Genomic DNA, 22,892 nt, shown 5'->3' with positions numbered 1-22,892 from the left:
AGGCGGTAACCAACTCTAGGGATCAGCTCGATGCAGCCGGGCGATCGGCGTAGACACCGTGCAGCATCCCAGTGGCCTGTCCGATCTCGATGAGATATCCGTCCGGGTCACGGATGTAGCATCGCAACTCGGCCTTGCGGTCGATGGGCTCCGTGAGAAACTCCGCGCCTTTCGCGCGAGCGTCGGCATAGAACGCGGCGATATCGGCCACCCGGATGTTGATGAACGCCGAGACCGGGTCCTCGGGCCGGGGCGGGGTGAGGACAACGTCTGGTTTGTCTGGTGTCGGCCCACCGCCCGGGTTCATGATGATCCAGCTGTTGGCGACCCGGACGACGGCGGGGTTCTCGGCCAGCACCACCTGGCCGCCGAAGATGCTGGCGTAGAACTCTCGCGAGACCGCAACGTCGCGCACGGTCAGGAAGTGCGTCACAACCAGCCCCTCCTGTGGTGCTGGAAAGTCGTCATGGTCCGTCACTCGTGCCTCCTTACGATCGTGTGGCCGCGAGCCGCTGATCGTCCCAGCGGTGTGGATCGACCTCCAATGCGGCGCGGTCCCAGCCGCCAAGGTTCGCGGCGGCTACATAGGTCGTTTCCAGGAATTCGGTCAGCACCTGGTCCGGGTTCGCCGCGTCCGCGACCGTCTCGTATGGCAGCAGGAACTGGTTGAAGTCCCGGCTGTAGAACACCTCGGACGGGCCGACGGGACGCTCGGCGTAGCCGGTGGGTTCGGGGTAGGCATAGGCGTAAAAGGCGCCCTCCTCGCCTCCGCCGGGCCAGAACCCGCAGCTGGCCACCTCGTGCGAGTAGCCCTCGAGATTCACGAACGGTGGGCAGTTCGGGGCGCCACCGGGGTGTGATGGGGCCTTGCGCCCGGAGAACCGGGAACAGGCGAGGTCCATCGCGCCCCAGAAGAAGTGCACCGGGCTGACCTTGCCGGCGAACCGGGACCGGAACTGGACCAGCACGCGGTTCGCCTGCAGAAGCTGCCGCCAGAACAACTGCGCCGCGTTCGGGTCGTAGCTCGTGTGCCGCTGGTCCTCGGCGAACGGGATGGCCCCGGGGACCTCGTTGGGGCTGGGCCATATCGTGGTCCGAACGCCGAGCTCGCTCAGCGTTTCCATGACCTCGGTGTAGAACCTCGCCACCGGTTTCGCCGCCAGGGCCAGCTCTCGCGCATCGCCATCGCTGGTGCGGATGTGCAGCCGATGATCGATGAAGTCGAACTCGATGTCGAATGCCTTGTCCGCGTAGGGAATCGTCGACGTGGTCAACCCCCGCGGGGTGACATACAAGGTGACCTGCCACCAGTGATTGAGCAGTGGCGCGTTGACCAGCCGTACCTTGCCGACGATCTGGGTCCACATATGCAACGTGTCCCGCGTCTCGACCCAGTCCGCGACCCGCAGTCGTGGCCACCCGGTCCGCCGCGTCTTCTGGTCAGTCATCTCGGCTCCCATCAACGACAGCCGGTGCCTTCCACAGGCCATTGTGCTATCGGCTCGCGTGGCAGGGAACCCCTCGCCGCCCCGCCAAACCGCGGGTGAATAAGCCGGCGCATTGCGTGGTGGTGCGAGGCGCTCGCGCGCGAACTGCTGGCCTGAGCAAACGAATCGCTGTGAGATCGTCGTCGTTCAGTGAGCTGAGCGACGACCAGGTCCCGGCACAAGGGCAGCGAACAGGACAGCCACCACGCCGAGGCAGCCGCTGCCCTGCCCGTTGCTGCGCCGGATCTCGAAGTCGCCGCCCGGCTCGATGCCGGGGTGCCGCCGCAGGTAGTGGCGCCCGAGCCGCTCGGCGCCCTCACCTTCGCCGAGCCACGGCGTCTTGTAGCCGCACTCGCCGCACCAGTACCTGAACTTCGCCGGCATCGTGATCCTCTCGTTGCCAGCAAAGTCTTGCCGTTGTCGCCGGTCATCGACCAGGTAGCCCACCGGCCATTCGTGGCCGGTCACGGATCACTAAGATCATCCGGGTTCTACCCCCTGCATGGAGGAACCCCTACGTGGCCAACCGTTTCGGTGTCCTCCTGCGCGATGCGCGGCGGCGAGCCGGCATGACCCAGGACGAGCTGGCCGCACGGTCCGGTGTTGGTGTGCGGACCATTCGCCGGCTCGAGACCGGCAGCGGCACCGATCCGCGCATCGGCACGGTGACGTTGCTCGCCGACGCGCTCGACGTCACCCCTGGTGAACGCCGCGACCTCCTTGCCGCAGCCGATGGCAGGCAACAGGCGCCGCAGTTGGAGTCACCGGAGCCCGCGCCGTCCGTCACGACCGCGCGGCCGCCCCGGCCAGTCGAAGCGCCGACTGTCCCGGCGCCCGGCAGCCTGCCCGCCGTCCCGGCGGAGGTGTCGGAGGCGGCTGACCACCTGGCCAGGGTCATCGCCGCCCGGCTCCAGCGCGAAGAGGAACTGCGCCGCGTGCACGACCCGTTCCCGCTGCCCGTGCGGTGGCGGCAGGCGTCCGAGCACCTTGCCGACCACTGGGACAACATCTGCCGTGTCCCGGTCGGCGTGACCGCCACCCCGCTCGACCTCTCCGGCGAGGTCGGCGACATCGCGAGCGCCTACCGGCGCGTGCCATCGCGGCGGCTGGTGGTGCTGGGCCGCGCGGGCTCGGGCAAGACCGTGCTGACCCTGCGGTTCGTCCTGGACACGATGGCAACGCGGACGCTGGGCGAACCGGTTCCGGTGATCTTCAACATCGGCTCGTGGAACCCGGTCGCGACGCCGTTGCGCACCTGGCTGGTCAAGATGTTGAAGCGCGACCATCCCGGTCTCGCCGCCGCCGCGCCCGGCGGGGCGACGCTGGCGGCCGTGCTGGTCGACACCGGGCGCATCCTGCCCGTGCTCGACGGCTTCGACGAGATCGCCGAGGGCCTGCACCGTTCCGCGCTGGAAACGCTCAACTCCCTGTCCATGCCGCTGCTGCTGACCGGCCGCTTCGACGAGTACGAGCGGGCCGTGACCGCGGTCGACGTGCTGACGTCGGCTGCCGTGGTCGAGCTGACCGACCTCACGCCTGACGACCTCGCGGGCTACCTGCCTCGCACCGCCCGCCGCGTCACCTCCGACGACGGCAGCGGCACCGCGTGGGACACCGTCATCAGCGCATTGCGCGACCACGACAACGCCGAGGCGAGCCCGGCCGCGAACCTTGCCGCCGTGCTCGCGACACCGCTCATGGTCGGCCTCGCCCGCACCGTCTACAGCGACTCACGCGACCGAGACCCGACAGACCTGCTGGACACCACCCGGTTCCCGACGCCGCAGTCCATTGAGGAGCACCTGCTCGACACCTTCGTACCTACCGTCTACAACGGACAGTCAGCAACCGGCCGCTGGAAGTGGGACGCCGACCGCGTGCGACGGTGGCTCGGCTTCCTCGCCAACGACCTCGACCAGCGAGGTACCGGCGACCTCGAATGGTGGCGGATGGGCGGTTCGCTCCGCCGTTCTTCACGTGTCCTACTGGTGACAGCCTTCGTGTGGTTGACGACGGCACTCGTCGACTGGCTGGTCTTCACCCCCATGTTCGCGCTTGTTTTCGGGGCACCGCTGCACTGGCAGCTCGTCGTACTGGACGGGCTTCTCCTCGGCCCGGTCATCGGCGTTCCCTTTGGCCTGCTGTACCTGCTGATGGTGGCCCGCAAGGGCAGGGTCCTCGAACCGACGCGAGTCCGGGTGCGGCTGCTCGACCGATCAAGTCGGCAGCCCGGCTTCCGGCGGAAGGTCGTCACCCGGTTCGCAGCCGGAGCGCTGGGAGGCGCCGCCGCAGGCATCGGCTACGCGTTCGCGCGCGCCTTGATCAGGGCGCTGACCCCGAACTGGACCTCCGCCGTCGACTCCGACCTGTTCGTGCTGGCGACCATCGTCGACGCCGGCATCCTTGCCGTCGTGTTCGGCCTGGCCGCCGGCTTGGTACTGGGACTCGCAGCCACGCTGGAGGCGCCTGCCAACCTCACCACCGCCACCAGCCCTGCGGATCTGCTCGCGGCGAACCGCGCAACCGCACTGCGCCTCACCGGTGTGCTCGCGCTGGCCCTCGCGCTCGCGATCGCCTTCGGCGGCCTGGTCGCCATCGGCGCGCTACAGGCCATCGTGGGGCCGCTGCCCTGGGAGCTGCACTGGAGCCTGGGGTCCGGCCTGCTGATCGGCCTGATGTGTGGGCTGAGCGCCGGCCTGGCCTACCTCGTGACCTTCACCGCGTGGGGGCAGTGGCTTGTCTTCACCCGCTTCCGCCTCCCGCTACTCGGCAGGCTGCCCTGGGCCGTCAGCACACTCCTCGACGACGCCTACCGGCGGGGCGTGCTACGCCAGTCCGGCGCCGTCTACCAGTTCCGCCACGCACGCCTCCAAGAACACCTCGCGAAGGCTCACCGCGCCGGCCACTGAGGCCTTTTCCCTGGTCAACACCACCGGCCACGAATGGCCGCCGCGTGCCCTTCCCAGCTGTCGCCGAGCGCCACGAACATTGGCGAGGCCGACGAAGGCCGGCGAGGCGGAAAGGGGAATCCGGGGTGGCGAGCGAGACGGCAGGGGCACAGCCAGGGGCACAGCCGGAGCCGGTGTCCATGGCCGAGGCATCGGCCGGCATGTGGGACGTGTACTTCGGTCAGCCTGCGCCGCCGGCAGGCGGCGTGAACTGGGAGGCGTACAGCCACGAAGAGCTGTACCAGATGTTGTGGCAGGACGCCGACGTCGCCGACGTCAGCACCATCGCCGCGGAGTGGTCCGAGCACCGGGCCGCGTTGTTCAACCACGCCGAGGTCCTGCGCGAGCAGCGGGCCGCGTTGCTGGAGAGCTGGCAGGGAACGGGGGCCGAGGAGGCCGCGCGCCGGCTCGACGTGCTCGCCGACCGGGTGGAGAAGATATCCGAGCTGGCCCACGCGGGCGAGCAAGCCGCGGAACAGGCGGCTGATGCGCTGGCGAGGGCACGGGGCATGATGCCGCCACCGCCAGGGGACCCTGCCGCGCCGATGACCGACGCGGTGACGAACTGGGCGAACGTCATGGCGCCGCTGGCGAGTGCGCCGTCCTGGTCGAGCCAGCCTGCGTCGCCGCAACCAACCGCGAACCGCACGACGCCGAGTACGTCCACCTCGGACACGAGCAACGCGTTCGGAGCGGTGGGCGGCGCCGGGTTCAGCTTCTACGTCGGTGCCGACTCGACGGACATGCAGAAGCAGCAGGCGATCCGCGCGATGCAGACCTACGAATCCAGCCTGACCAACTCGAGCCAGTTGATCGGCCAAGCGCAGGGCACGATCCCCGCGGCCGCGACCATGCCGAGCAGCGCTACCCGCTCTACCAGCGCGACCGGCAAGACCGCGCGCCGAGACCAGTCGTGGCAGAGCCTCGTCGGTTCCAGCGACGGTGGCCGCGCGACCAACGGCCTGGCAGCGGGCGCTGCCGTTGGCGCGCTCGTCGGCGGGGCCGTCACCGCCGGGATGAGCCCGGGCGCCGGGCTCGGCCCCTCCCCCGTCAACCAGCTGGCACAAGGCATGCGGTTCGGGGCGATGCCGATGCAGGGTGCGCCTGGCGCGATGGCAGCGCAGCTCGCAGCCGAGTCTGCTGCGACGCGCGCGGGTGCGCCCGGCGGGATGGTGCCGCCCGCCACCGGCGCACGCAGCGGATCGGACGACGAGGAGCACGAAAACAACATGCCGACGATCGACCACGAGCTCTTTCCGGCCGAGGAACCGGACAGCGAGGCGGTCATCGGCCTTCCGCTGGAGGACCACCGATGAGCAAGGGGCGCGGAATCGAGATTCAACTGGATCTGCTCGACACGCGGATCACGACGCTGGCCGATCTCGGCGACCTGACCGGCGAGCTCGTGGCCACCGCGAGCCGGCTGGCCGAGCGGCTGCCGATGCTCGGCACCGCGCCACCAGCCGTGCACCTGGCGATGCGGTTGCGTGAGGCGGCGGGCAGCTCCGGCCTCGCAGGCGAGGTCAAGGCCACGGAGCGGGAGGTGCGGGAGTTCCAGCAGCTGCTCGCCGAGGCCAAGAGGAGGTACCAGGATCACGAGACCCAGTCCGGCGAGGACCTGCGTGGCAAAGAAGACTCCGCCGAGGTGTCAGGGCGATCCTCATGACTGTCGAGTTCGGCTTGGCAGAACTCGATCTCCTCGGGGCATACGCGGGGACGAGCTTCCCGTTTCCGCTACGGGTGCCCTCGTTCGGCCGGATCGAGGGCGAGCGCAACGCGTTGCTCGCCGCCGCGGGCCAGGCGTTGTCCGAGCGGGGGCTCGCCACGGACCACGGACCGCTCGGCGTCGCGGCGGACCTGGTCACCGCGCTGCGCGAGCACCGGAACACGGTCGACCTCGTGGTGGTCGGCCCTGACACGGTGATCGGCGTCGTGGCCATGGTCCACGGGCCCCGAGCGGTGGTATGTCGCCAAAAGATTGGTGGCACACCGGGTCCGGTCACCGTTACGCGGGTCGCGGCCGCCGACCTGACCGACGAGTTCGCGAACCAGATCCCGCAGGCCGCGGCCGCGCCGGCAATGCCGATCACGTTGCCTCCCAGAGTTGTCGGTGACGCGACGCGGCTGCTCGAGAACACGGCAGGTACCGCCGCGCCTCGTAAGCGGGTGCGCACCCTCGTCCGGGAACGCGGCGGCGACGAGGCCGCCGTCGACGCACTCGTCAACTTGTTGCCGTCCGTGACCGGGCGCGGGCAGCTCGGTGCCGCGCTCCGGTCGACGGCCGGCGCCGTCGAACGCCCCCTGGAACTGTCCTGGCTGGACAGTCCTCAAGGGAGAGTCAGGGTCGACGACGACGCCCGCGGCTGGGTGAGCATCAACCCGTTGCGGCACAGCGAACTGGTCCGGGTGCTGGGCGAAGCCGCAACGCTCGCCCGCAGCTAGACCCGCAGCTAGACAGAGAGAAGGGACGAACCATGGATCCAGCACAATGGTTGGCCGACTACCGCGACCGGCTCGAACGGGCGGCGCACGGCGCGCGCCAAGCACGCGAGAGCCTGCAGCAAGCCGGTGTGACCGCGAGATCGCCGCGAGGTGAGGTCACCGTGTCGGTGAACGCCGCCGGTGTGCTCGAAGGCGTCGGTCTGACGCCGATGGCGCGCAAGTTCGAAGCCGACGCGCTCGCCGCACTCATCGTCACCACCGCACGCGAAGCCCAGCGACTGGCAGCTGCGCAGATGGCCGAGATCATGGCCGGCTATCTCGGCGACAACGCGGCACTGACGCAGATCACGCAGCATCTGCCCGCGGAGGTCGTGCGATGACCACCCAACCGTCGTACAACGTCGAGCCCGAGCAGTTGCGCGGGCATGCCGGCAGGCTGGCCGCGCACGCCGACCAGCTGTCCTCGATCGGCATGGCATTGCCGGGCGAGATGGGGACATCATCGCTTGGCTCGTTCGCACAGTTCATCACAGTAGGTCTCGAAAACGCGATGACCGAGACCATGGCCGCATTCGAGCACGCCGCATCCACAGTGGACAAAGTGAGCGACGGGATGCGGCGAGCTGCCGATCAGTACCAGAACTCCGACGACGACCACGCCGCCGCCCTCGCCCGCATCGGGGAGGGCATCCGATGAACACGACCACGCCGCAAGCCGATCCCGATGCTCGTGAATCCGAGCCGTCCGTGGTGGAGATCAACACAGCGCTGGCGAACCTGCGGCTTGCCGGAGACTCCGTCGGCGACAAGCAATGGCTGTCGGCCGAGCTCGCGGGAGAGCCCGTCGTCTCGCTCGGCATGCTGGGTTCGACGGCGAGCCCACTGTCCGCCTTGGCCAGTGCGGGGTGCGAGTTCCTCACCCCGATGATCTCGTTCCTCGAGGAGCCGCTCGGCCAGTTGCGTGGCGACCCGGACTCGGTGTCGGGACCCGCCGGTGAGCACGACGGTGCGGCGCAGGGCGCCAACTCTGTTGCCGACGACTATCGCTCCACAGTGGAGAGCGAGACCAGCGAGTGGTCTGGTAGTGCCAAGGACGACTACACCGAAACGGCCACCAAGCTGCTCGACGGCATCCAGTCGATTGCGGAGACAGCCGCAACCAATGCGAAGGCGATGATCGCCGCTGGCGAAGTGGTCGCGCAGGTCGTCGACATCGTCACCCGGCTGATCACCGAGGCCGTCGGTAAGATCGTGCCGATCATGACCGAGGCCATCGCCGCGGCGCCGGCGACGTTCGGGGCGAGCATCGCACAGGCGATCCCGCAGTGCGTGGCGATCGCCGTCGACTACGGCGGGCAGATCGCGGAAAAGCTGGGCGCGCTGCTCGCCAGCGGCGAGAACCTGATGAAACTGATCGAGGGCGCGATCGGCGTACTCGACATCGTCAAGGAAGGGCTCACCGTCATCGGTGACCTGGCAGGCGGCGACTCGTCGGGTTCGCCCTCTACGGAAGCCAGCGATTCCTCCGTGCCAGTAGCGAGCGGCGCCGTGGACGAAAACACGCGCCCGGACGACGAGCCTGGAGAACTCACGAACCCACTGGACGGTGAGTGGACGCCGGTCACGAAGGACCAGACATGACTCGAACACGTGACGGGCTCGGCGTGTTCAAACTTCCCCTGTCGTGTGGCGTCGTGGCGTGGGGGCACGACGGCATGTTGCCGACAGGACACGCGTCGATCACGATGGTCACCGACGACGGCCGGTTCGCGCCGGTAGTGACCAACGCCAACATCGGCGCGCAGAACCCGGCTGCCGTCGACGTTGTCAACGCCGGTCTGTGCGAAGCATGATGACGCGACGGATGAGGCTGGCGGCGCTGGGTGTCGCCTTCGCACTGGTGGGCGTGCTCGGGGTCACCCGTGCGGCGCCGGAAGCGCAGGCGGCGCAGGCAGCGCAGACCTTGACGGCGCCGCCGGTCTTCACCGACAGCCACGGACTGACTGTCCTCGAACAACCGTCGTGGGTGGACGCGAACGAGCGCACGTTCACGTTCGTCATGACGACGAACGAGGTGCCCCGCTACTCGGCGATGGCGGGTCAGGTCTCCGGCGAGCACGTGATCATGGTGACGTTGCCGGAGGGTTACGACTCCTCCGGCGTCACCCGCTATCCGGTGCAGTACCACCTCCACGGCCACCCCGACCGTCCGGACACCCAGCTGAACCAGCAGATGTTCGAGGAGTCCACGGCCGGTGGGGTCCCGCTGATCACGGTGGCGCCCAACGGTTCCGGCCGCGGCTGGTACACGAACTGGGTCAACCCGCCCACCGAGCTCGGTCAGCAGAACTGGGAGAACTTCCACCTCGACCAGGTGATCCCGTTCATCGACGCGAACCTGCGGACGATCGCGACGCGCGACAGCAGGGCGATCTCCGGGCACTCGATGGGCGGCTTCGGGGCGTTCCGCTACGCCGAGAGCAGGCCGGAGCTGTTCGGTTACGTCGGCAGCTTCTCCGGCGGACTCGACCTGCTGAACCAGGGCCAGCGACTGGCGGTGGTCGGCAGCACCCAACTGCCCGGCAGTGGCACGCCGACGGTTCCGCCGGACGCGATCTTCGGAGTGCCAGTGTGGCCATTGGACAGAGTGTGGAACGCGGAAAGCCCCGCACAGCATGTGGAGTCGCTGCGCGGAATGGGCGTGGCGATGTACACCGGCGACGGCGGGAGCCTGGCGGACAACCTCCCGCAGGCCGTGATCGAGAGTGTGGCGCGCGAGACCAATCTGGTCACACGGGACAACCTCGCCGCGGCCGGTATTCCACACACGTTCGTCGACTACGGCGACGGCAGCACGTGGGCGGAAGGTTGCACCGGCAAGCATGCGCAGCCCGCCTGCCTGAAGGCCGACATGAAGCACTTCGTCGGCCTGCTCATGGCGGGACTTCCCACCCGTAGTCCCCATCAGCCCCTGTTCCTGCGACAATGTGGACGAACCTGACGCAGGGCAAGGGGGCAACATGGGGGTTGCGGGTAGGACGATCGTGCTGGTCGCGGCGCTGGCGGCGGTGGTGGCCGGCTGCGACCCGGACACCGGGACTCCGGCACCACCGGCGTCACCGACGCCAACGCCGGTGACACCCGGCACGAACATCGCGCCCGCCGCGTTCGCGCCGGACCACCCCGTGCCGTTCGCCTACGCCCGCGAGGGTGAGCTGACGGTACGGAAGTCCGGCGACTCCGTGGCCAAGATCGATCTTGGCGACGGGGAGACCGTCATCGACACCGGCTGGTCGGCGGACACCACCCGGTTCGTGGCGTTGACCACGAACCGGCTCCTGTCGATCGACACCACGTCCGGCGCCGTGGCGACCGCCGACTGTCCCTGTTGGAGGGTGGCCGTCGCGGCCGATCGCGTGTACGCGCAGCGCGGCTACGGCGCCCGGGAACTGACCGTCTACGACATCGACGACCTGAAACCCGTGGGCACGCTGCGCCCCGACAAGGTCGGTGAACGCGGGATGCTGCAGATCGCCGGCGCGGGCGACCGGCTCATCGCGTTCGCCATCACCGCGGACGGCGCCCGCCCGATGACCGACGTGCTGGTGGTCGATCCCGCGTCCGGAAACAGCCGCACCGTCGGCAAGACCGACCAAATCGGACCACCCGGCGCCGTCGCCTACACGCCGCAGGGCTGGCTCGGGCACCCGATGGTCGCCTACGTGACCAACGCGTCGGCTGGCGCGGACTCCAGCAAGGCGTCCCTGGTCTGGTTCGACCCGGCCAGGGGCGGTCAGCACGTGGTCGACGACACCGCGCTGCGCGCGGTGACCGGCGCCGGCAAAGACGCGAACACGACGTTCGAGCACCTGTGGTGGGGCCGGGACGGCACGCCGCACGTCACCGCCCAGGTGTGGACACCCGATGGCGGCGAGGTCGCCCCGTTGGCGTCCTGGCGTCACGACGGGACCACGTGGCTGCGGACGTCGGAACGGATCTCCGACACCCACTCCTCCAGGACAACGAGCGCTGACATCGCGGAGACGCGGGACATCGACGGCGGCTGGGGACTCGTGTTGTCCCGGGAGGGTACACTGCGCACTGTTCGCGGCGACAAGAACTTCGGCGTGGCCGATGACGTCGAGGAGGTCTGGACACCGCCCGTCACGGTCGCACCCGCCGCGACGTCCGTCACGGTGGTGAACCTGAACGCCGCCATGGGATACCACATGGGCGCGGGTGACCCCGCCGGGACGGACGCCACCGCGGCGGACTTCGCCGACCTGGCCGACGACCTCCTGCGCCAGAACGCCGACATCGCCAACCTGCAGGAGATGGCGAAGCCCGCGGCCGAGCACGTGCAACAGCTACTGGCCGACCGCACCGGGCAGCGCTGGGCGCTGAACTGGGCCACATCCGGCAAGGCGACCTACTACGAGGGCAAGTCAGCCGGTGAGGGCCCACCGGATGGCTACGCCAACGCGCTGGCCGGCAACGCCCAGTTGATCCGCATCGGATACGGCGTCCAAACACAGTCGTCGACGACGGGGGACGCCGGCACGATGCTGGAGCCATCCATGCAGCAACCGGACGATCCCAAGGAGCCGCCCACGGGGCGCTCCTACTGCGGCGTCGCGCTGACCACGGCCGACGGGCGGACGCTGGAGGTGTACGTCACGCACCTCGCCAGGGACAAGGACGCCGAAAGCGTCAAACGGGTTGCCGATATCCGCCAGCTCCAGGAATTCCTGGCGAAGCGGACTGTGCCCGTGGTCCTCACAGGTGACTTCAACGAGAGCATGGACGTCCCCGGCGGCGGGCCGACTGAGTCGGTTATCCGTGCCCTCAACGAGTTCACGACCCGGCAGGGGTTCACCGACGTGGGCAGCGACCTGGGGACGACCAGCAACGAGAAGGGTCCCGCCGCGCAACTGGAGGGCACGCTTCGGATCGACTACATCCTCACCCGCGACCTGCCGACCGTGGACACGATGAAGTTCGTCAGTCACCAGTCCGACCACTGGGGACTCGTGACCACCCTCGTCCCGCCCCGCTAGTCCCACACGCAAGGCGAAACGGTCACCGACCTCACTGGACAGTCGAAGGCACACCTCAAGCGCTTCGGGTCCTGGTCACACGGCTCGAGCTGAATCATGGTCTCGCGCCGGGCGCTCGATGCCGAGGTGGTCGCGCAGGGTCGATCCGGTGTAGTCGCGGCGAAACAGGCCGCGATCCTGCAGAACCGGCACGACCATCCGGACGAACTCTTCGAACGCTCCGGGCAGGTGGGTGGCGGCGAGCACGAATCCGTCGCAGGCCCCCGACTCGAACCACTCCTGCATCTGGTCGGCGACCCCCTCCGGCGTCCCGACGAAGCGCGGCCCCTGCAGCAGCGTGGCGCGGTGCGCGGCGAGGTCGCGCACGGTGACCTCACGGTTCAGATGCCTGCGCACGCCCTCGGCGAGCCCGCGAATCCCGGAGCTGGCACCCATCATCTCATCCGTGACCGGGTCGTCGAGGTCGTGCTTGGCGAAGTCGTAGTTGAGCACCTCGGACAACAGGGCCAGCGACGCACGAGGATGGACGTAGGCGTTGAGGAACAGCTTTTCCTTCTCCTCGGCGATTTCCTGCGTCTCGCCGACCACGGCGTAGGCCATCGGCAACTGCTTGACCGACTCCGGGTCCCGGCCGGAGGCGGCGATGCGTTCCTTCTGGTCCTTGTAGTGCTGTTGCGCCACCGGCAGGCACGGGTCCCCGGTGAAGATCATGTCGGCCCAGTCCGCGGCGAACTGGCGCCCGCGACCGGACGAGCCTGCCTGCAGGATGACCGGGCGTCCCTGCGGGGTCCGCGGGACGGTGAGCGGGCCGCGCACCGAGAAGTACTTTCCGGTGTGGTTGACCTCGTGGACCTTCGCAGCGTCGGCGAACTCTCCGCTCGCCTTGTCCAGGATCAGTGCGTCATCCTCCCAGGAGTCCCACAGCGCAGACACGGCCTCGAGAAACTCGTGCGCGCGGTCATAGCGCTCGTCATGGTCCAGATGGGACTCGAGCCCGAAGTTCTGCGCTTCGGAGTCGTTCACGGAGGTCACCACGTTCCACGCGGCGCGCCCGCCGGACAGGTGGTCCACAGTGGCGAAGGTACGGGCAACGTGGAACGGGTCGTAGTAGGTCGTGGAGTAGGTGGCACCGACGCCGATCCGCTCGGTGGCGCCGATGATCCCGCCGAGTACGGCTGTCAGGTCGAGCTTGACCGGCCGGGCGCCGTAGCGGACGGCGTCGGCGACCGAGTTGCCGTAGACGCCGGGCATCGCGAGCCGGTCGTCGAAGAACACGCAGTCGAACTTGCCAGCTTCGAGAGTGCGTGCGATGTGCTGGTAGTACCCCATGGTCAGGAACCCGAGATCGGCGGACGGGTAGCGCCACGATCCGGAGTAGACAGTCACGTTGCCGGCCTGCATGAAGCCGACCAGGGTCATTTTCCGGGACATCGGTGTTCTCCTTTGTGGTCGATAGGTCAGCGGCCGAGTAGCTCGGCGGTGCGTGCCACTGTCGCGGCGTGGCGCAGGTGGGCGGCATCGACAAGCATCCCGTCGAGGCCGGTGGCTCCCCGGCCGGTGGCCTCGGCCTCGCGGTAGGCCGCGACCACACGGCGTGCGTGGTCGATTTCGTCCGCGGTGGGGGCGAACGCGGTGTTCGCCGGCTCGATCTGAGACGGGTGGATGGCCCACTTTCCCATGTACCCCATGGCAGCAGCGCGGTCGCAGGCCGTCCGGTAGGCGCCGGCGTCCCGGTAGTTCGGGAATGGCGCGTCGATCGCATCGATCCCTGCCGACCTCGCGGCGACGACCACCCGGGCCCGCGCGTAGTGCCAGATGTCACCCGGATACTCGACGAACGGCTCGAAGTTGGTGTCCACCCGCGCGCCCTGCGACGCCGAGAAATCCCCGGCACCGAAGATGATCGCCTCCAGCCGGTCGCTGGCGCGGGCGATCTCCCCCACGTTCTCCAGGCCCTCGGTCTCCTCGATCAACACCTCCAGCCCGATTTGTTTAGACGGCAGGCCAAGGGTTTCCTCGAGCTGCGTGAGCAATACGTCCACCCACCACACGTCCCTGGCCCGGCGCACCTTCGGCACGATGATCACGTCGAGCGCGGACCGGGCCTCGGTGACCACCTCGATCACATCCCCGTAGGCCCACCGGGTGTCCACCCCGTTCATCCGGATCGCGCGCGTCGTGGCCCCCCAGTCCAGCTCGCGCAACGCTTTCGCCGCCTTGCTCCTGGCCGCCCCTCGCTCGGCGGGCGCGCAAGCGTCCTCGAGGTCCAGGAACACCAGATCCGCGGCGGAGGCGGCCGACTTGGCGAACATCCAGTCGTTGCTGGCCGGGGTGGCCAGCTCACTTCGGCGGAGACGCACCGGTCGCGCCACGTCAGATCACTCCCTGCTCGTGCAGTTGCCGACGGCGGTCAGCGGACAGGCCGAGCAGACCGCCGTAGATTTCCTCGTTGTGCTCACCGATCCGCGGGCCCAGATGGCGGACCCGGCCAGGTGTGGCCGAGAACTGCGGGACCGGGCCCTGCACCCGCATCGAGCCCAACTGCGAGTCGGGCACGGACGGGAAAACGCCACGCGCCTGCAACTGTGGATCGGCAAGCAGCTGCTCGGCGTTGTAGACGGGTGCGGCTGCGACCTCGGCTTCCTCGAAGACCGCCATTGCGTCGTCGAGCGTGTGCTCGCCGATCCACTCGGCCATGATCGCGTCGATCTCGGCGGCGTTCTCGAGCCGCTGCTGCGTCTCGGCGAACTTCGGATCGGTGGTGAGATCGGGCCGCCCGACCGCCCGCAGCGCGCGCATCGCGATGGTCGGCGCGCTGCCCGACATCGCCAGCCAATGCCCGTCCTTGGTGAGATAAGTGTTGCGTGGCGCCGAAATATCCCAGCGGTTGCCGGTCCGGCCCGGGATCGTGCCCAGCTGGTCGTAGGTCAGCACCGGCTGCTCCAGCAGCCGGGCCAATGGCTCGATCAGGTTGATGTCGATGAGCTGCCCCGCCGCGCCGTGCACGTCGCGGTGGTAGAGAGCCATCATCACGGCATAGGTCGCGTTGAGGGCCGCCACGCCGTCGGCGAGCATGAACGATGGCAGCGTCGGGGGTCTATCCGGGCTGCCCGTCAGGTGCGCGAACCCGCTCATCGCCTCGCCGAGCGTGCCGAACCCGGGCCGGTCGGACTTCGGCCCGCCGGCACCGTAGCCGGTGATGTGCGCCATCACGAGCTTCGGGTTCACAACGGCGAAGCTTGCGTAGTCCAGGCCCCATTTCCGGAGGGTCGAGGGCCGCAGGTTCATGATCACGACGTCCGCCGCACGGGCGAGATCGCGCAGCAGGTCCCGTCCGGCCTCGTGGCGTAGGTTCAGCGTTGCACATTTCTTGTTGCGCCCCAGGCTTTTCCACATCAGCCCGACGCCGTCCCGCTGCACACCCCACTGGCGCAACGGATCCCCGCCCTCCGGTTGCTCGACCTTGATCACCTCGGCACCGTGCTCGCCGAGCCAGGTCGCCACCAGCGGACCGGCCGCGAGGGTGGCGGCGTCGATCACCCGGATGCCTGCCAGCGGCCCATCGTTCATGTGCGACTCCTTCGTCGAACCGGTGGCGGACGCTGCCCGCCGATGTCGGTCAGGGCCGTGCGGTACCGGGTGGACCCGTCGATCCGGCGAGCCGCAGCTCGGGCGCGACCAGGTGCGGCCCCTGGCTCAGGTCGGGGTCGGCGTCGAGCACGCGGGATAGCAGCTCCGCGGCCTTGCGGGCGAGCCCGGAGTAGGACACCTGGATGGTGGTCAGCGGCGGATCGCTGAGGACGAACCACGCCGGGTCGCCGTAGACGACGAGGGACAGATCGTCGGGAATCCGGCGTCCGCTCCCGTGCACTGCCTCCGCGGCTCCGACGGACAGGGCACCACCACTCACCAGCAGAGCCGAGGGACGCCCCGGTGTCGCGAGCAGCTCCTCCGCACCGATCCGGGCGTTCTCGCGCGTGGGCTCGAGCAGCCGCACCGGCATCCGCCCGGGATCCAGGCCCGCCCGCTCCATCCCCCGGCAGATCCCACGCCACCGGGTGGCACCATTCGACAGCTCACGGGGCGTGCCGAGGTAGGCGATGTCCGTGTGACCCAGCCCCGCGAGATGCAGGACGCCGTCGGTCATCACCTGCTCGTCATCGCTGAACACCCCCGGCGCGCGGATCCCGCAGGCGCGGTGCAACTCGACGACCGGCAGTCCACTGAGGATCTGCCGCGACTCGGCCAGTATCCCGGTGCTCGGCGAGATGATCAGGCCGGCGATCCTGCTGGCCACCAGCTCGCGAAGCTGCTGCAACTCGCGCTCGGGATCATTTCCCGTGATCGTGAGGATCATGTGCGTGCCGTCCCTGGACAGCAGACGCGCGCACTCCGCCGCGACCGCCGAGTACGCCGGCGTGTCGACATACGGGATCACGAACCCCACGAACGCCCGGGTCGTCGAGGCCGACAGCCCCCGCGCGAGCCGGTTCGGCACATAACCTCGCGACTCGGCGTACGCCCGGATCCGTTCCGCCAGCTCTGGACGGACCGATGCGCTGTTGTTGAGTGCCCGCGACACCGTCGCCGTCGACACCCCGAGATCACGGGCCAGATCGACAACCCCGACCGGGCTGCGGCGCGTTCGACCGCCCATGACCGGCTCCTCGTGAATGTAAAGCTTTACATTGCTACCGTCATCCAGTAGAGCACGTTGGTTTCGATTAACGCAACCGCGCATCCGCGTGACGAAGGAGGGTCGGGTCGCTGGTCAAGTCCACATTGGACGTGGCCCGTCAGAGTCGGCCGCCGGTGTGGGCGAGGATTTCGCGAACCCGTTGTTTGGCCAGTTCGCAGTAGGCGCGGGCCGATTCGCGGGCGGCGGGGCGGTCGGCGCGTTCGAACGCCTCCGTCAGGCCCCGTTGCACGTTGATGAACCTCTGCGAGGTGACAGGCGTCGAGCCGAAACTGCGGGTCATCACACTCTTGATGCTCAGACCGCCGAAGGTCGTCGTCAGCAGGCGGTTGTGCGCCAGGCTCACCAGGTACTCGTGGAACGCGTAGTTCGCGTCCAGGTAGCCGTCGAAGTCCACGAACCTGTCTCCCACGAGCAACGCCGCCATCCTCTCGAACCGGGCACGCAGCTCGGCCAGCTCGGCCGGCGTCGACCGGCCGATGCACAGCTCGATCACTCCCAGCTCGATCGCGAGGCGGGCGTCGAACGTCTCGTCCGAGGTCCTGACGTCGAACTGGGTGACGACATATCCCCGGTCCGGGTCGCGGCGCACCAGCCCGTCGGCGGCGAGCCGGGTCAGCGCGTAGAACGCGCCCGCCCGGTCCACCGCCAGCCGCTGCGCCAGGTCCTCGAGCACGATCACCTCGTCCGCCGGATAGACCCGGCTGAGCACCTGCTGCCGCGCCTTGCGGTAGGCGCTGTCGTCGCGGGCGAACTCGAAGCGGCCGAAGTCCCCGCGAAAGTAGGTCAGCGGTTGGCCCGCGCCCGCGGTCGCGGACAGCACGCGGCCGATGAAGACGGTGTGCGTCCCGCCGCCGAACTGCTCGACGACGTCGCATTCGAGGTGCGCCAAGGCATCGGTCAGCACCGGCACGCCCAGCTTTCCGGTGTGGACCCTGACGTCGCGGAACTTGTCGCTGCTCGGCACGGCGAACTGGCGCGCCAGCTCGCTCTGGTTCTCACCGAGCACGTTGACGACGAACGTCCCCGCGCCCGCCACCGCCGCAGCCGTCGGCACCGCGTTGTTGACGCACGCGAGCATCATCGGCGGATCGAGCGACAGCGAGGTCACGGAGCTGGCCGTCATGCCGAACCGCTGGTCGCCGTGTGCGGTGGTCAGCACCGTCACGCCGCTCGCGAGATGCCCGACGACGTGCCGGAACCGTTCCGGGTCGACCGGTCCCGCGCCGTTGAGTTCTGTTCTCTGCCCGCGCGTCATGATTGCCATTGAACAAACCCCGGCACGCACCCGCAGTGACGGTCACCGTGAACTTCGCGCATTCGTGGTGGCGGAGGGCGTTACAGGCCAGGGGAATGACGGAATCAGCCAAGCCGCGGCGGGAAGTTTCACGTCCGCCGACCGGGCCAGGAAACGGGCACATGCCGTTGACTCGGACAGATGATGAACGCAGCGGTCATCGGACTCGGCTGGTGGGGCCGGAAGGTCGTCGGCGACCTACGGGACAGCCCGCACATCCGAGTCTGTCTTGGCGTGGATCCCAGTCCTGACGGCCGTGCCGCGGCCGACGCGCTGGGTGTCGCGGCTGCCACCGACTTCGAGCACGCGCTCGCGGACGAGAAGGTGGATGCCGTCATTCTCTGCACCCCGCACAAGTTCCACGCCGACCAGATCGTCGCGGCCGCGCAGGCGGGCAAAAACGTGTTCTGCGAGAAACCGCTGACGACCACCGGCGCGCACGCCAGGAAGGCCATCGACGCGGTCACCTCGGCAGGCGTGCAGCTCGGCATCGGGCACGAGAAACGGTTCGAACCAGCGGTCGTGGCGCTGCTGAGCAGGTGCGCGGCGGGCGAGTTCGGCACCCCGCTGGTGTTCGAAGGCAACTTCAGCCAGGACAAGTTCCTCGACCTGCCCGCCGACAACTGGCGGCTGTCCGACACCGAGGCGCCGGTCGGCCCCCTCTCGGCGACCGGCATTCACCTCGTCGACCTCGCCATCGCACTGTTCGGGCGCCCGGTGTCGGTGTGGGCCCGGCTCGCGACCCTCGCCACCGGGTTCGCGAACGGCGACACGCTCACCATCACGCTGGCCTTCCCCCGCGGCGAGACGGCGTTGATCACCGCGGTACTCACGACGCCGTTCGCGGGCCGGATCGCGCTGCTGGGCTCGCGGGGCTGGGTGGAGATCCGCGACCGCAACCACCCTGAGCAACCCCAGGGCTGGGATGTGACGACCGTGCACCGCGGCGCGGAGCCGGTCACCACCTTCCAGCCGCCGCACCCGTCGGTGCGGGAGAACATCGAGCAGTTCGCCCGCGCCGCGGCGGGCGAGCTGACCTACCCGGTGACGCTCGACGAGATGCTGGCGAACGTCGAGACCTTCGAGGCCATCACCCGATCGGCCAGGTCTGGGCAGGTCGAGCGGGTCGGCTGAACCCTCGGAGGATGGCCGGATCCACCGTAAGGTGTGGCCGATGGGAGACGACATGACAACGACTGTCGGTGACGTCCTCGCGGCACACGAGTGCCCCTCCGGGCCGCCGGACACCTGGTTCGACGGCCGCCCGCTGCCCGAGTCGGTGCGCGACGCCGCCGACGACTTCGACGTTCCCGCCATGGTGGATGCCGTGGTGGAGCGGTGCAGCACAGCGGTGTTCACCAACCACCGCGACGACGAGGCGTTCATGGCGCGGCTGCGGGCGAGCGTGACGCAGAACGCCTATGCCCTGCAGGACGTGCTCGCCGGGCGCGTCGACCTCGAGGACGTGCGGCTCGACCGGGTACTCGCGTTCGCGACCGTCCAAGCGCAACTGCGCATCCCCCAGAAGTCGATGCAGCGGTCGTACCGGGTCAGCTTCTACACCCAGTGGGAGCTGTGGACCGCGCACCTGCGTGCCCGGATCGAACGCGATGACCTCGGCCGCAACGACGCCCTCGCCGCGCTGGCGCAGCTGACCAGGGTCATCCTGACCTACCAGGACCACGTCGCCTCGAAGGTCGCCGAGACCTACACCCGTGACTACGAGGCGCTGTCCCGAACCAGGGCGCACGTGCGGCAGAACCTCGTCCGCGACATCCTGCGCGGTGACGAGGCGGGGCTGACCGCGTCCGACCTCGCGATCCTGGCCTACCACCTCGACGGCCACCACGTCGCCGTCCTCCTGCCCGACATGGCCGAGGGCGCGGCCACCCAGCTCGCCGACGGGCTGCGGTCGGCCACCAAGGCCTACGAGACCCTGCCGTACCCGCTGGCACTGACCAGCACGGTCGTGTGGCTGTGCCGGCTGGAGCCATGGCATCCGTCCAATCTCGACGCTGTCCACAATGTACTCGACAAGGTCGGCGCAACCGCCTCGATCAGCGACCCGAACATCGGCATCGAGGGGTTCCGTGCCACGCTGCGGCAAACCAGCGAGACGGAACGGGTCCGGGCCGCGTGGGGCGTGCACAACGCGCCCCGGGTGATCAGGTACTCCGACGCAGGCCTGGAGATCCTGCTGCTGCAGAACACCGAACTGGCGCGCGGTTTCGTCCACGCGGAGCTGGGTTCGCTCGCCACCGACACGGCGGAGGCGACGAGGCTGCGCGAGACACTGGAGACCTCGTTCCGGCTCGGCAGTCACGTGGCCACAGCCGAGCACCTGCAGCTACACGAGCACACCGTCCGCAATAGGCTGCAGAAAGCCGAACAGGTACTCGGCCACTCCCTGCAGGAGCGGCGCACCGAGGTGCAGGTCGCGATCCGTCTTGTCCGCCTGCTCGGGAGTTAGGAGTCCAGAGCCAGGAACCGACGCAGCTCGGCGCCGAAGGCGGCGGCGCGCTCGAGGAACGCGGCGTGCTTCCCGTCGAGCCAGGCCAGTTCCGCGCCGGCAATGCGCTCGTGCAGCAGGCGGGCGCCGTCGGTGAACGGAGGAAGGTCCGCCGACCCGCAGACGACCAGCGTCGGCGCGGCGATCACAGCCCCGGTGGTGTCGGCGGTCGCGAGCGCCTCGCAGGCGCGCGCGTAGCTCTCCGGGTCCATCGCGAGGAACCACTCGCGGATACGCGCCGCGACCGGACCTGCCGCGAAGGGCGCCGTGAACCACATCGCGGCCATGGGGTCTGCCAGCTCGGCAAGGCCCCGGTCCCGGGCCATCGCCGCGCGCTCGCGCCACATCCGCCGCATCTGGCCGGGATAGACGGTGACGGTGTCCACGAGCACGAGCCGGTCGACCAGGCCGGGGTACTCGGCCGCGAGGTGCTGCGCGACCAGGCCGCCCAGCGATGCACCCACGACGTGGACGCGTTCGCCGTCGAGCGCGTCGGCCACCACGGCGGCGAAGTCGGCGACGTCCGCACCGCGCGGCAGTGCCGGGGCGCCGCCGTGTCCTGGCAGGTCGATCGCGAAGGACCCGGCGCCGAGGCGAACATCGTCCCAGCAGCGGCTGTCGGTGCCCAGCGGGTGCAGCAACACCGTGCGGCTCATGACGGCAGCTCCGGTGCGCCTGCCGGCGGCGGTGTGCGTGCGACGTTCATGATCATGGCCAATGTCGTGTAGTAGCCTGCCGTGCCCACGACCTCCACGACCTGCTCCTCCCCCAGTTCCGCGACCGCGGCGTCGTATACGTCGTCGGACACCCCGCCGGTCCGTTGCAGCTCGTCGACCAGGTCCCAGACCACACCGACGGCCGTCCTGCCCTGTGGCCTGCGACCCCGACCGACGCTGTCGACGACGTCCGGCGGCAGCCCCGTGGCGAGCGCGATCGGGTGGTGGAAACCCCACTCGAACTGCTGGTCCCACGCCCTGGCCACGGTCAGTATCACCAGCTCCACCAGGTCGTCGTCCACAAGCGAGTCGAACCGCAGGTACTCGCCGACGAGTTGCAGCCGGGTCAGCAGCTCCGGGCTGCGCAGCAGCGGGCCGAACGGCCCGGTCAGCTCGCCGCGCGGTCCGGCGATGAGCCGGTCCGCCGCTGTCTGCTGCGCGTCGGTCAAGTATTCGGGTGGCGGTAGTCGTTCGGTACTCACGCGGCGCCGATCGCGGCGTTCACGGCAGGCATGACCCGCTCGGCCATCAGCTCCATCGAGCGCCGGGCCAGGTGCGGGTCCACCCAGTCCAGTCCGGCGTAGACGAGTTCGCCGAAGTCACCGGTCACCTCACGCAACGCCACGATCTGCTCGGCCACCTGCTCCGGCGTCCCGGTGATGACCAGTTCGGACAGCACGTGGTCGAGGGTGATCTCGTCGTCCGGCTGCTCGCGGTGCGTCTTGAACAGGCCCAGCCTGCCGATCTTGCGCATCTTCGCCAGCACCTTGCCGTAGTAGTACCGGTACGGGCTGTTCTCGGCGTCACGGCCGTAGTCCTCGGCGACCGCCGGGTCGTCGGCGACGAAAATGGTGCGGGCGACCCGCCAGTCGGCGGTGGACACCGGCGCGCCTGCGGACTCCTTGCCCTGCACGTAGTTCGGCCAGTGGGTTGCCACCCACTGGGGCAGCAGGAAGTTCGCCGAGAGCGGGTGGAAGTCCCGCTGTCCCATTGCGACGACCCCCTTCGAAAACGGCGCCACGACGGTGCCGACGATCTCGGGGCGCGGTGACTGGAGCGGCTTGGGCAGCACGCCGACGCCGAGGTCCAGGTCGATCGTCGACTCGGTGGTGACCGCGAAGCGGTTGCCAGGCAGGTCCAGCTTGTAGGGAGGGTCGGACTCCCACACCGCGGTGATGATGTCGATCGCCTCGGCGAACAGCTGGTCGCGGTCCTCGTCGAGGATGCCGAGCACCTCGGCGTCCGACGGCAGCGCGCCGGGGCTGACCCCCAGGATGAAGCGGCCGTCAGCGAGGTGGTCGAACATCGCGGCGTGTGCGGCGACCAGCACCGGATGCTGGTGCGAGAGGTTCGTCGTGCCCGTGGCGAGGCGAATCCGCTCGGTGTCGGAGATCAGCGTGGCCAGGAACAGCAGGCTGTTGGTGATGTTCTCGTGCCGGTCGGTGAGGTGCTCGCCGATGAACGCGTCGTGGAAGCCCAGCCGGTCGGCGAGCACGACCGCCTCGCGGTCCTCTCCCAGCGTCTCCCGCCACGGGCGGCCCAGCGGGTGCAGCGGCATCGAGAAGTAGCCGAGGCGCATGGCATCTCCCTGTATCGTGCGGGGAATCGGTGGCACCAAGTTTTCGTGACCCCACCCCCGCACGCAGTGACGACGCCTGTGAAATCCGCGGGCGCGAGGTGACGCGAGGCAACAGTTCCGCAGGCACAGCCTGCCTTCCCGGGCTCGGGCGTTACGGTCTG

General features: G+C 69.1%; 23 protein-coding genes. 12 read left to right on the top strand and 11 right to left on the bottom strand.

Features of this window, described 5'->3' with window-relative positions; genetic code table 11:
- Positions 1 to 22: 22 nt before the first annotated feature.
- The 3 genes from ABZ863_RS09590 to ABZ863_RS09580 form a co-directional block, all read right to left on the bottom strand.
- Complete coding sequence (locus ABZ863_RS09590) at positions 23 to 478, bottom strand: VOC family protein (RefSeq protein ID WP_358533040.1); 456 nt, start codon at positions 476 to 478, stop codon at positions 23 to 25.
- Between the two features lie 10 nt (positions 479 to 488).
- Positions 489 to 1,448 carry a DUF5996 family protein gene (locus tag ABZ863_RS09585; protein WP_358533037.1) on the bottom strand — a complete coding sequence of 320 codons (960 nt, stop codon included), beginning with the start codon at positions 1,446 to 1,448 and terminating at the stop codon, positions 489 to 491.
- A 186-nt stretch (positions 1,449 to 1,634) separates the two neighbouring features.
- Entirely contained in the window at positions 1,635 to 1,871 is a 237-nt protein-coding gene (locus tag ABZ863_RS09580) for a hypothetical protein (protein ID WP_358533034.1), read from the bottom strand.
- Positions 1,872 to 2,005: 134 nt separating this feature from the next.
- Here ABZ863_RS09580 and ABZ863_RS09575 point away from each other — a divergent pair, with 134 nt between their 5' ends.
- From ABZ863_RS09575 to ABZ863_RS09530, 10 genes are all read left to right on the top strand, one after another.
- Positions 2,006 to 4,396 (top strand): helix-turn-helix domain-containing protein, encoded by a 2,391-nt coding sequence (locus tag ABZ863_RS09575; RefSeq protein WP_358533031.1) that lies wholly within the window; start codon positions 2,006 to 2,008, stop codon positions 4,394 to 4,396.
- A gap of 125 nt (positions 4,397 to 4,521) precedes the next feature.
- Positions 4,522 to 5,751: a hypothetical protein gene (locus tag ABZ863_RS09570; protein ID WP_358533028.1), complete on the top strand. Its 1,230-nt coding sequence runs from the start codon at positions 4,522 to 4,524 to the stop codon at positions 5,749 to 5,751.
- Positions 5,748 to 6,101 (top strand): hypothetical protein, encoded by a 354-nt coding sequence (locus ABZ863_RS09565; RefSeq protein ID WP_358533025.1) that lies wholly within the window; start codon positions 5,748 to 5,750, stop codon positions 6,099 to 6,101. The genes ABZ863_RS09570 and ABZ863_RS09565 overlap by 4 nt, the downstream gene beginning before the upstream one ends.
- Positions 6,098 to 6,877 carry an ESX secretion-associated protein EspG gene (locus ABZ863_RS09560; RefSeq protein ID WP_358533022.1) on the top strand — a complete coding sequence of 260 codons (780 nt, stop codon included), beginning with the start codon at positions 6,098 to 6,100 and terminating at the stop codon, positions 6,875 to 6,877. The genes ABZ863_RS09565 and ABZ863_RS09560 overlap by 4 nt, the downstream gene beginning before the upstream one ends.
- 32 nt (positions 6,878 to 6,909) lie before the next feature.
- Complete coding sequence (locus ABZ863_RS09555; RefSeq protein WP_358533019.1) at positions 6,910 to 7,257, top strand: YbaB/EbfC family nucleoid-associated protein; 348 nt, start codon at positions 6,910 to 6,912, stop codon at positions 7,255 to 7,257.
- Entirely contained in the window at positions 7,254 to 7,574 is a 321-nt protein-coding gene (locus ABZ863_RS09550) for a type VII secretion target (RefSeq protein WP_358533016.1), read from the top strand. Before ABZ863_RS09555 ends, ABZ863_RS09550 begins: the two co-directional genes overlap by 4 nt.
- On the top strand, positions 7,571 to 8,518 hold the full coding sequence (locus ABZ863_RS09545) for a hypothetical protein (protein WP_358533013.1): 948 nt from the start codon (positions 7,571 to 7,573) through the stop codon (positions 8,516 to 8,518). The genes ABZ863_RS09550 and ABZ863_RS09545 overlap by 4 nt, the downstream gene beginning before the upstream one ends.
- Positions 8,515 to 8,730 carry a hypothetical protein gene (locus ABZ863_RS09540; protein ID WP_358533011.1) on the top strand — a complete coding sequence of 72 codons (216 nt, stop codon included), beginning with the start codon at positions 8,515 to 8,517 and terminating at the stop codon, positions 8,728 to 8,730. Before ABZ863_RS09545 ends, ABZ863_RS09540 begins: the two co-directional genes overlap by 4 nt.
- Positions 8,727 to 9,878, top strand: a complete 1,152-nt coding sequence (locus ABZ863_RS09535; RefSeq protein WP_358533009.1) for an alpha/beta hydrolase-fold protein — start codon at positions 8,727 to 8,729, stop codon at positions 9,876 to 9,878. The genes ABZ863_RS09540 and ABZ863_RS09535 overlap by 4 nt, the downstream gene beginning before the upstream one ends.
- Before the next feature lie 19 nt (positions 9,879 to 9,897).
- On the top strand, positions 9,898 to 11,934 hold the full coding sequence (locus tag ABZ863_RS09530) for an endonuclease/exonuclease/phosphatase family protein (RefSeq protein ID WP_358533007.1): 2,037 nt from the start codon (positions 9,898 to 9,900) through the stop codon (positions 11,932 to 11,934).
- Positions 11,935 to 12,009: 75 nt separating this feature from the next.
- On the opposite strand, the gene ABZ863_RS09525 is transcribed toward ABZ863_RS09530, so the two are convergent.
- From ABZ863_RS09525 to ABZ863_RS09505, 5 genes are all read right to left on the bottom strand, one after another.
- Positions 12,010 to 13,365, bottom strand: a complete 1,356-nt coding sequence (locus ABZ863_RS09525) for an LLM class flavin-dependent oxidoreductase (RefSeq protein WP_358533004.1) — start codon at positions 13,363 to 13,365, stop codon at positions 12,010 to 12,012.
- 26 nt (positions 13,366 to 13,391) lie between these two features.
- Positions 13,392 to 14,306, bottom strand: a complete 915-nt coding sequence (locus ABZ863_RS09520; protein WP_358533002.1) for a CoA ester lyase — start codon at positions 14,304 to 14,306, stop codon at positions 13,392 to 13,394.
- A gap of 1 nt (position 14,307) precedes the next feature.
- The gene (locus ABZ863_RS09515; protein WP_358532999.1) at positions 14,308 to 15,504 is read right to left on the bottom strand and encodes a CoA transferase; all 1,197 of its coding nucleotides are present in this window, start codon (positions 15,502 to 15,504) and stop codon (positions 14,308 to 14,310) included.
- Positions 15,505 to 15,553: 49 nt separating this feature from the next.
- Entirely contained in the window at positions 15,554 to 16,591 is a 1,038-nt protein-coding gene (locus tag ABZ863_RS09510) for a LacI family DNA-binding transcriptional regulator (protein WP_358532996.1), read from the bottom strand.
- A 139-nt stretch (positions 16,592 to 16,730) separates the two neighbouring features.
- The gene (locus tag ABZ863_RS09505; RefSeq protein ID WP_358532993.1) at positions 16,731 to 17,888 is read right to left on the bottom strand and encodes a flavin reductase; all 1,158 of its coding nucleotides are present in this window, start codon (positions 17,886 to 17,888) and stop codon (positions 16,731 to 16,733) included.
- Positions 17,889 to 18,068: 180 nt separating this feature from the next.
- Between ABZ863_RS09505 and ABZ863_RS09500 the strand changes: the two genes are divergently transcribed.
- Both ABZ863_RS09500 and ABZ863_RS09495 read left to right on the top strand, forming a co-directional pair.
- Entirely contained in the window at positions 18,069 to 19,061 is a 993-nt protein-coding gene (locus ABZ863_RS09500) for a Gfo/Idh/MocA family oxidoreductase (RefSeq protein WP_358532991.1), read from the top strand.
- Positions 19,062 to 19,113: 52 nt separating this feature from the next.
- Positions 19,114 to 20,397: a helix-turn-helix domain-containing protein gene (locus ABZ863_RS09495; protein WP_358532988.1), complete on the top strand. Its 1,284-nt coding sequence runs from the start codon at positions 19,114 to 19,116 to the stop codon at positions 20,395 to 20,397.
- On the opposite strand, the gene ABZ863_RS09490 is transcribed toward ABZ863_RS09495, so the two are convergent.
- The 3 genes from ABZ863_RS09490 to ABZ863_RS09480 are packed head-to-tail and all read right to left on the bottom strand — an operon-like array spanning position 20,394 to position 22,731.
- Entirely contained in the window at positions 20,394 to 21,092 is a 699-nt protein-coding gene (locus tag ABZ863_RS09490; protein WP_358532985.1) for an alpha/beta fold hydrolase, read from the bottom strand. The two genes, ABZ863_RS09495 and ABZ863_RS09490, sit on opposite strands and share 4 nt — an antisense overlap.
- The gene (locus ABZ863_RS09485) at positions 21,089 to 21,634 is read right to left on the bottom strand and encodes a carboxymuconolactone decarboxylase family protein (RefSeq protein WP_358532982.1); all 546 of its coding nucleotides are present in this window, start codon (positions 21,632 to 21,634) and stop codon (positions 21,089 to 21,091) included. The genes ABZ863_RS09490 and ABZ863_RS09485 overlap by 4 nt, the downstream gene beginning before the upstream one ends.
- Positions 21,631 to 22,731: an LLM class flavin-dependent oxidoreductase gene (locus ABZ863_RS09480; protein ID WP_358532979.1), complete on the bottom strand. Its 1,101-nt coding sequence runs from the start codon at positions 22,729 to 22,731 to the stop codon at positions 21,631 to 21,633. The genes ABZ863_RS09485 and ABZ863_RS09480 overlap by 4 nt, the downstream gene beginning before the upstream one ends.
- Positions 22,732 to 22,892 lie beyond the last annotated feature (161 nt).

The organism is Saccharomonospora sp. NPDC046836, assembly GCF_040645195.1.
GTDB lineage: Bacteria > Actinomycetota > Actinomycetes > Mycobacteriales > Pseudonocardiaceae > Prauserella_A.
The sequence above is the reverse complement of the archived record's forward strand: the minus strand, read 5'-3'. Positions and strand labels throughout refer to the sequence as shown.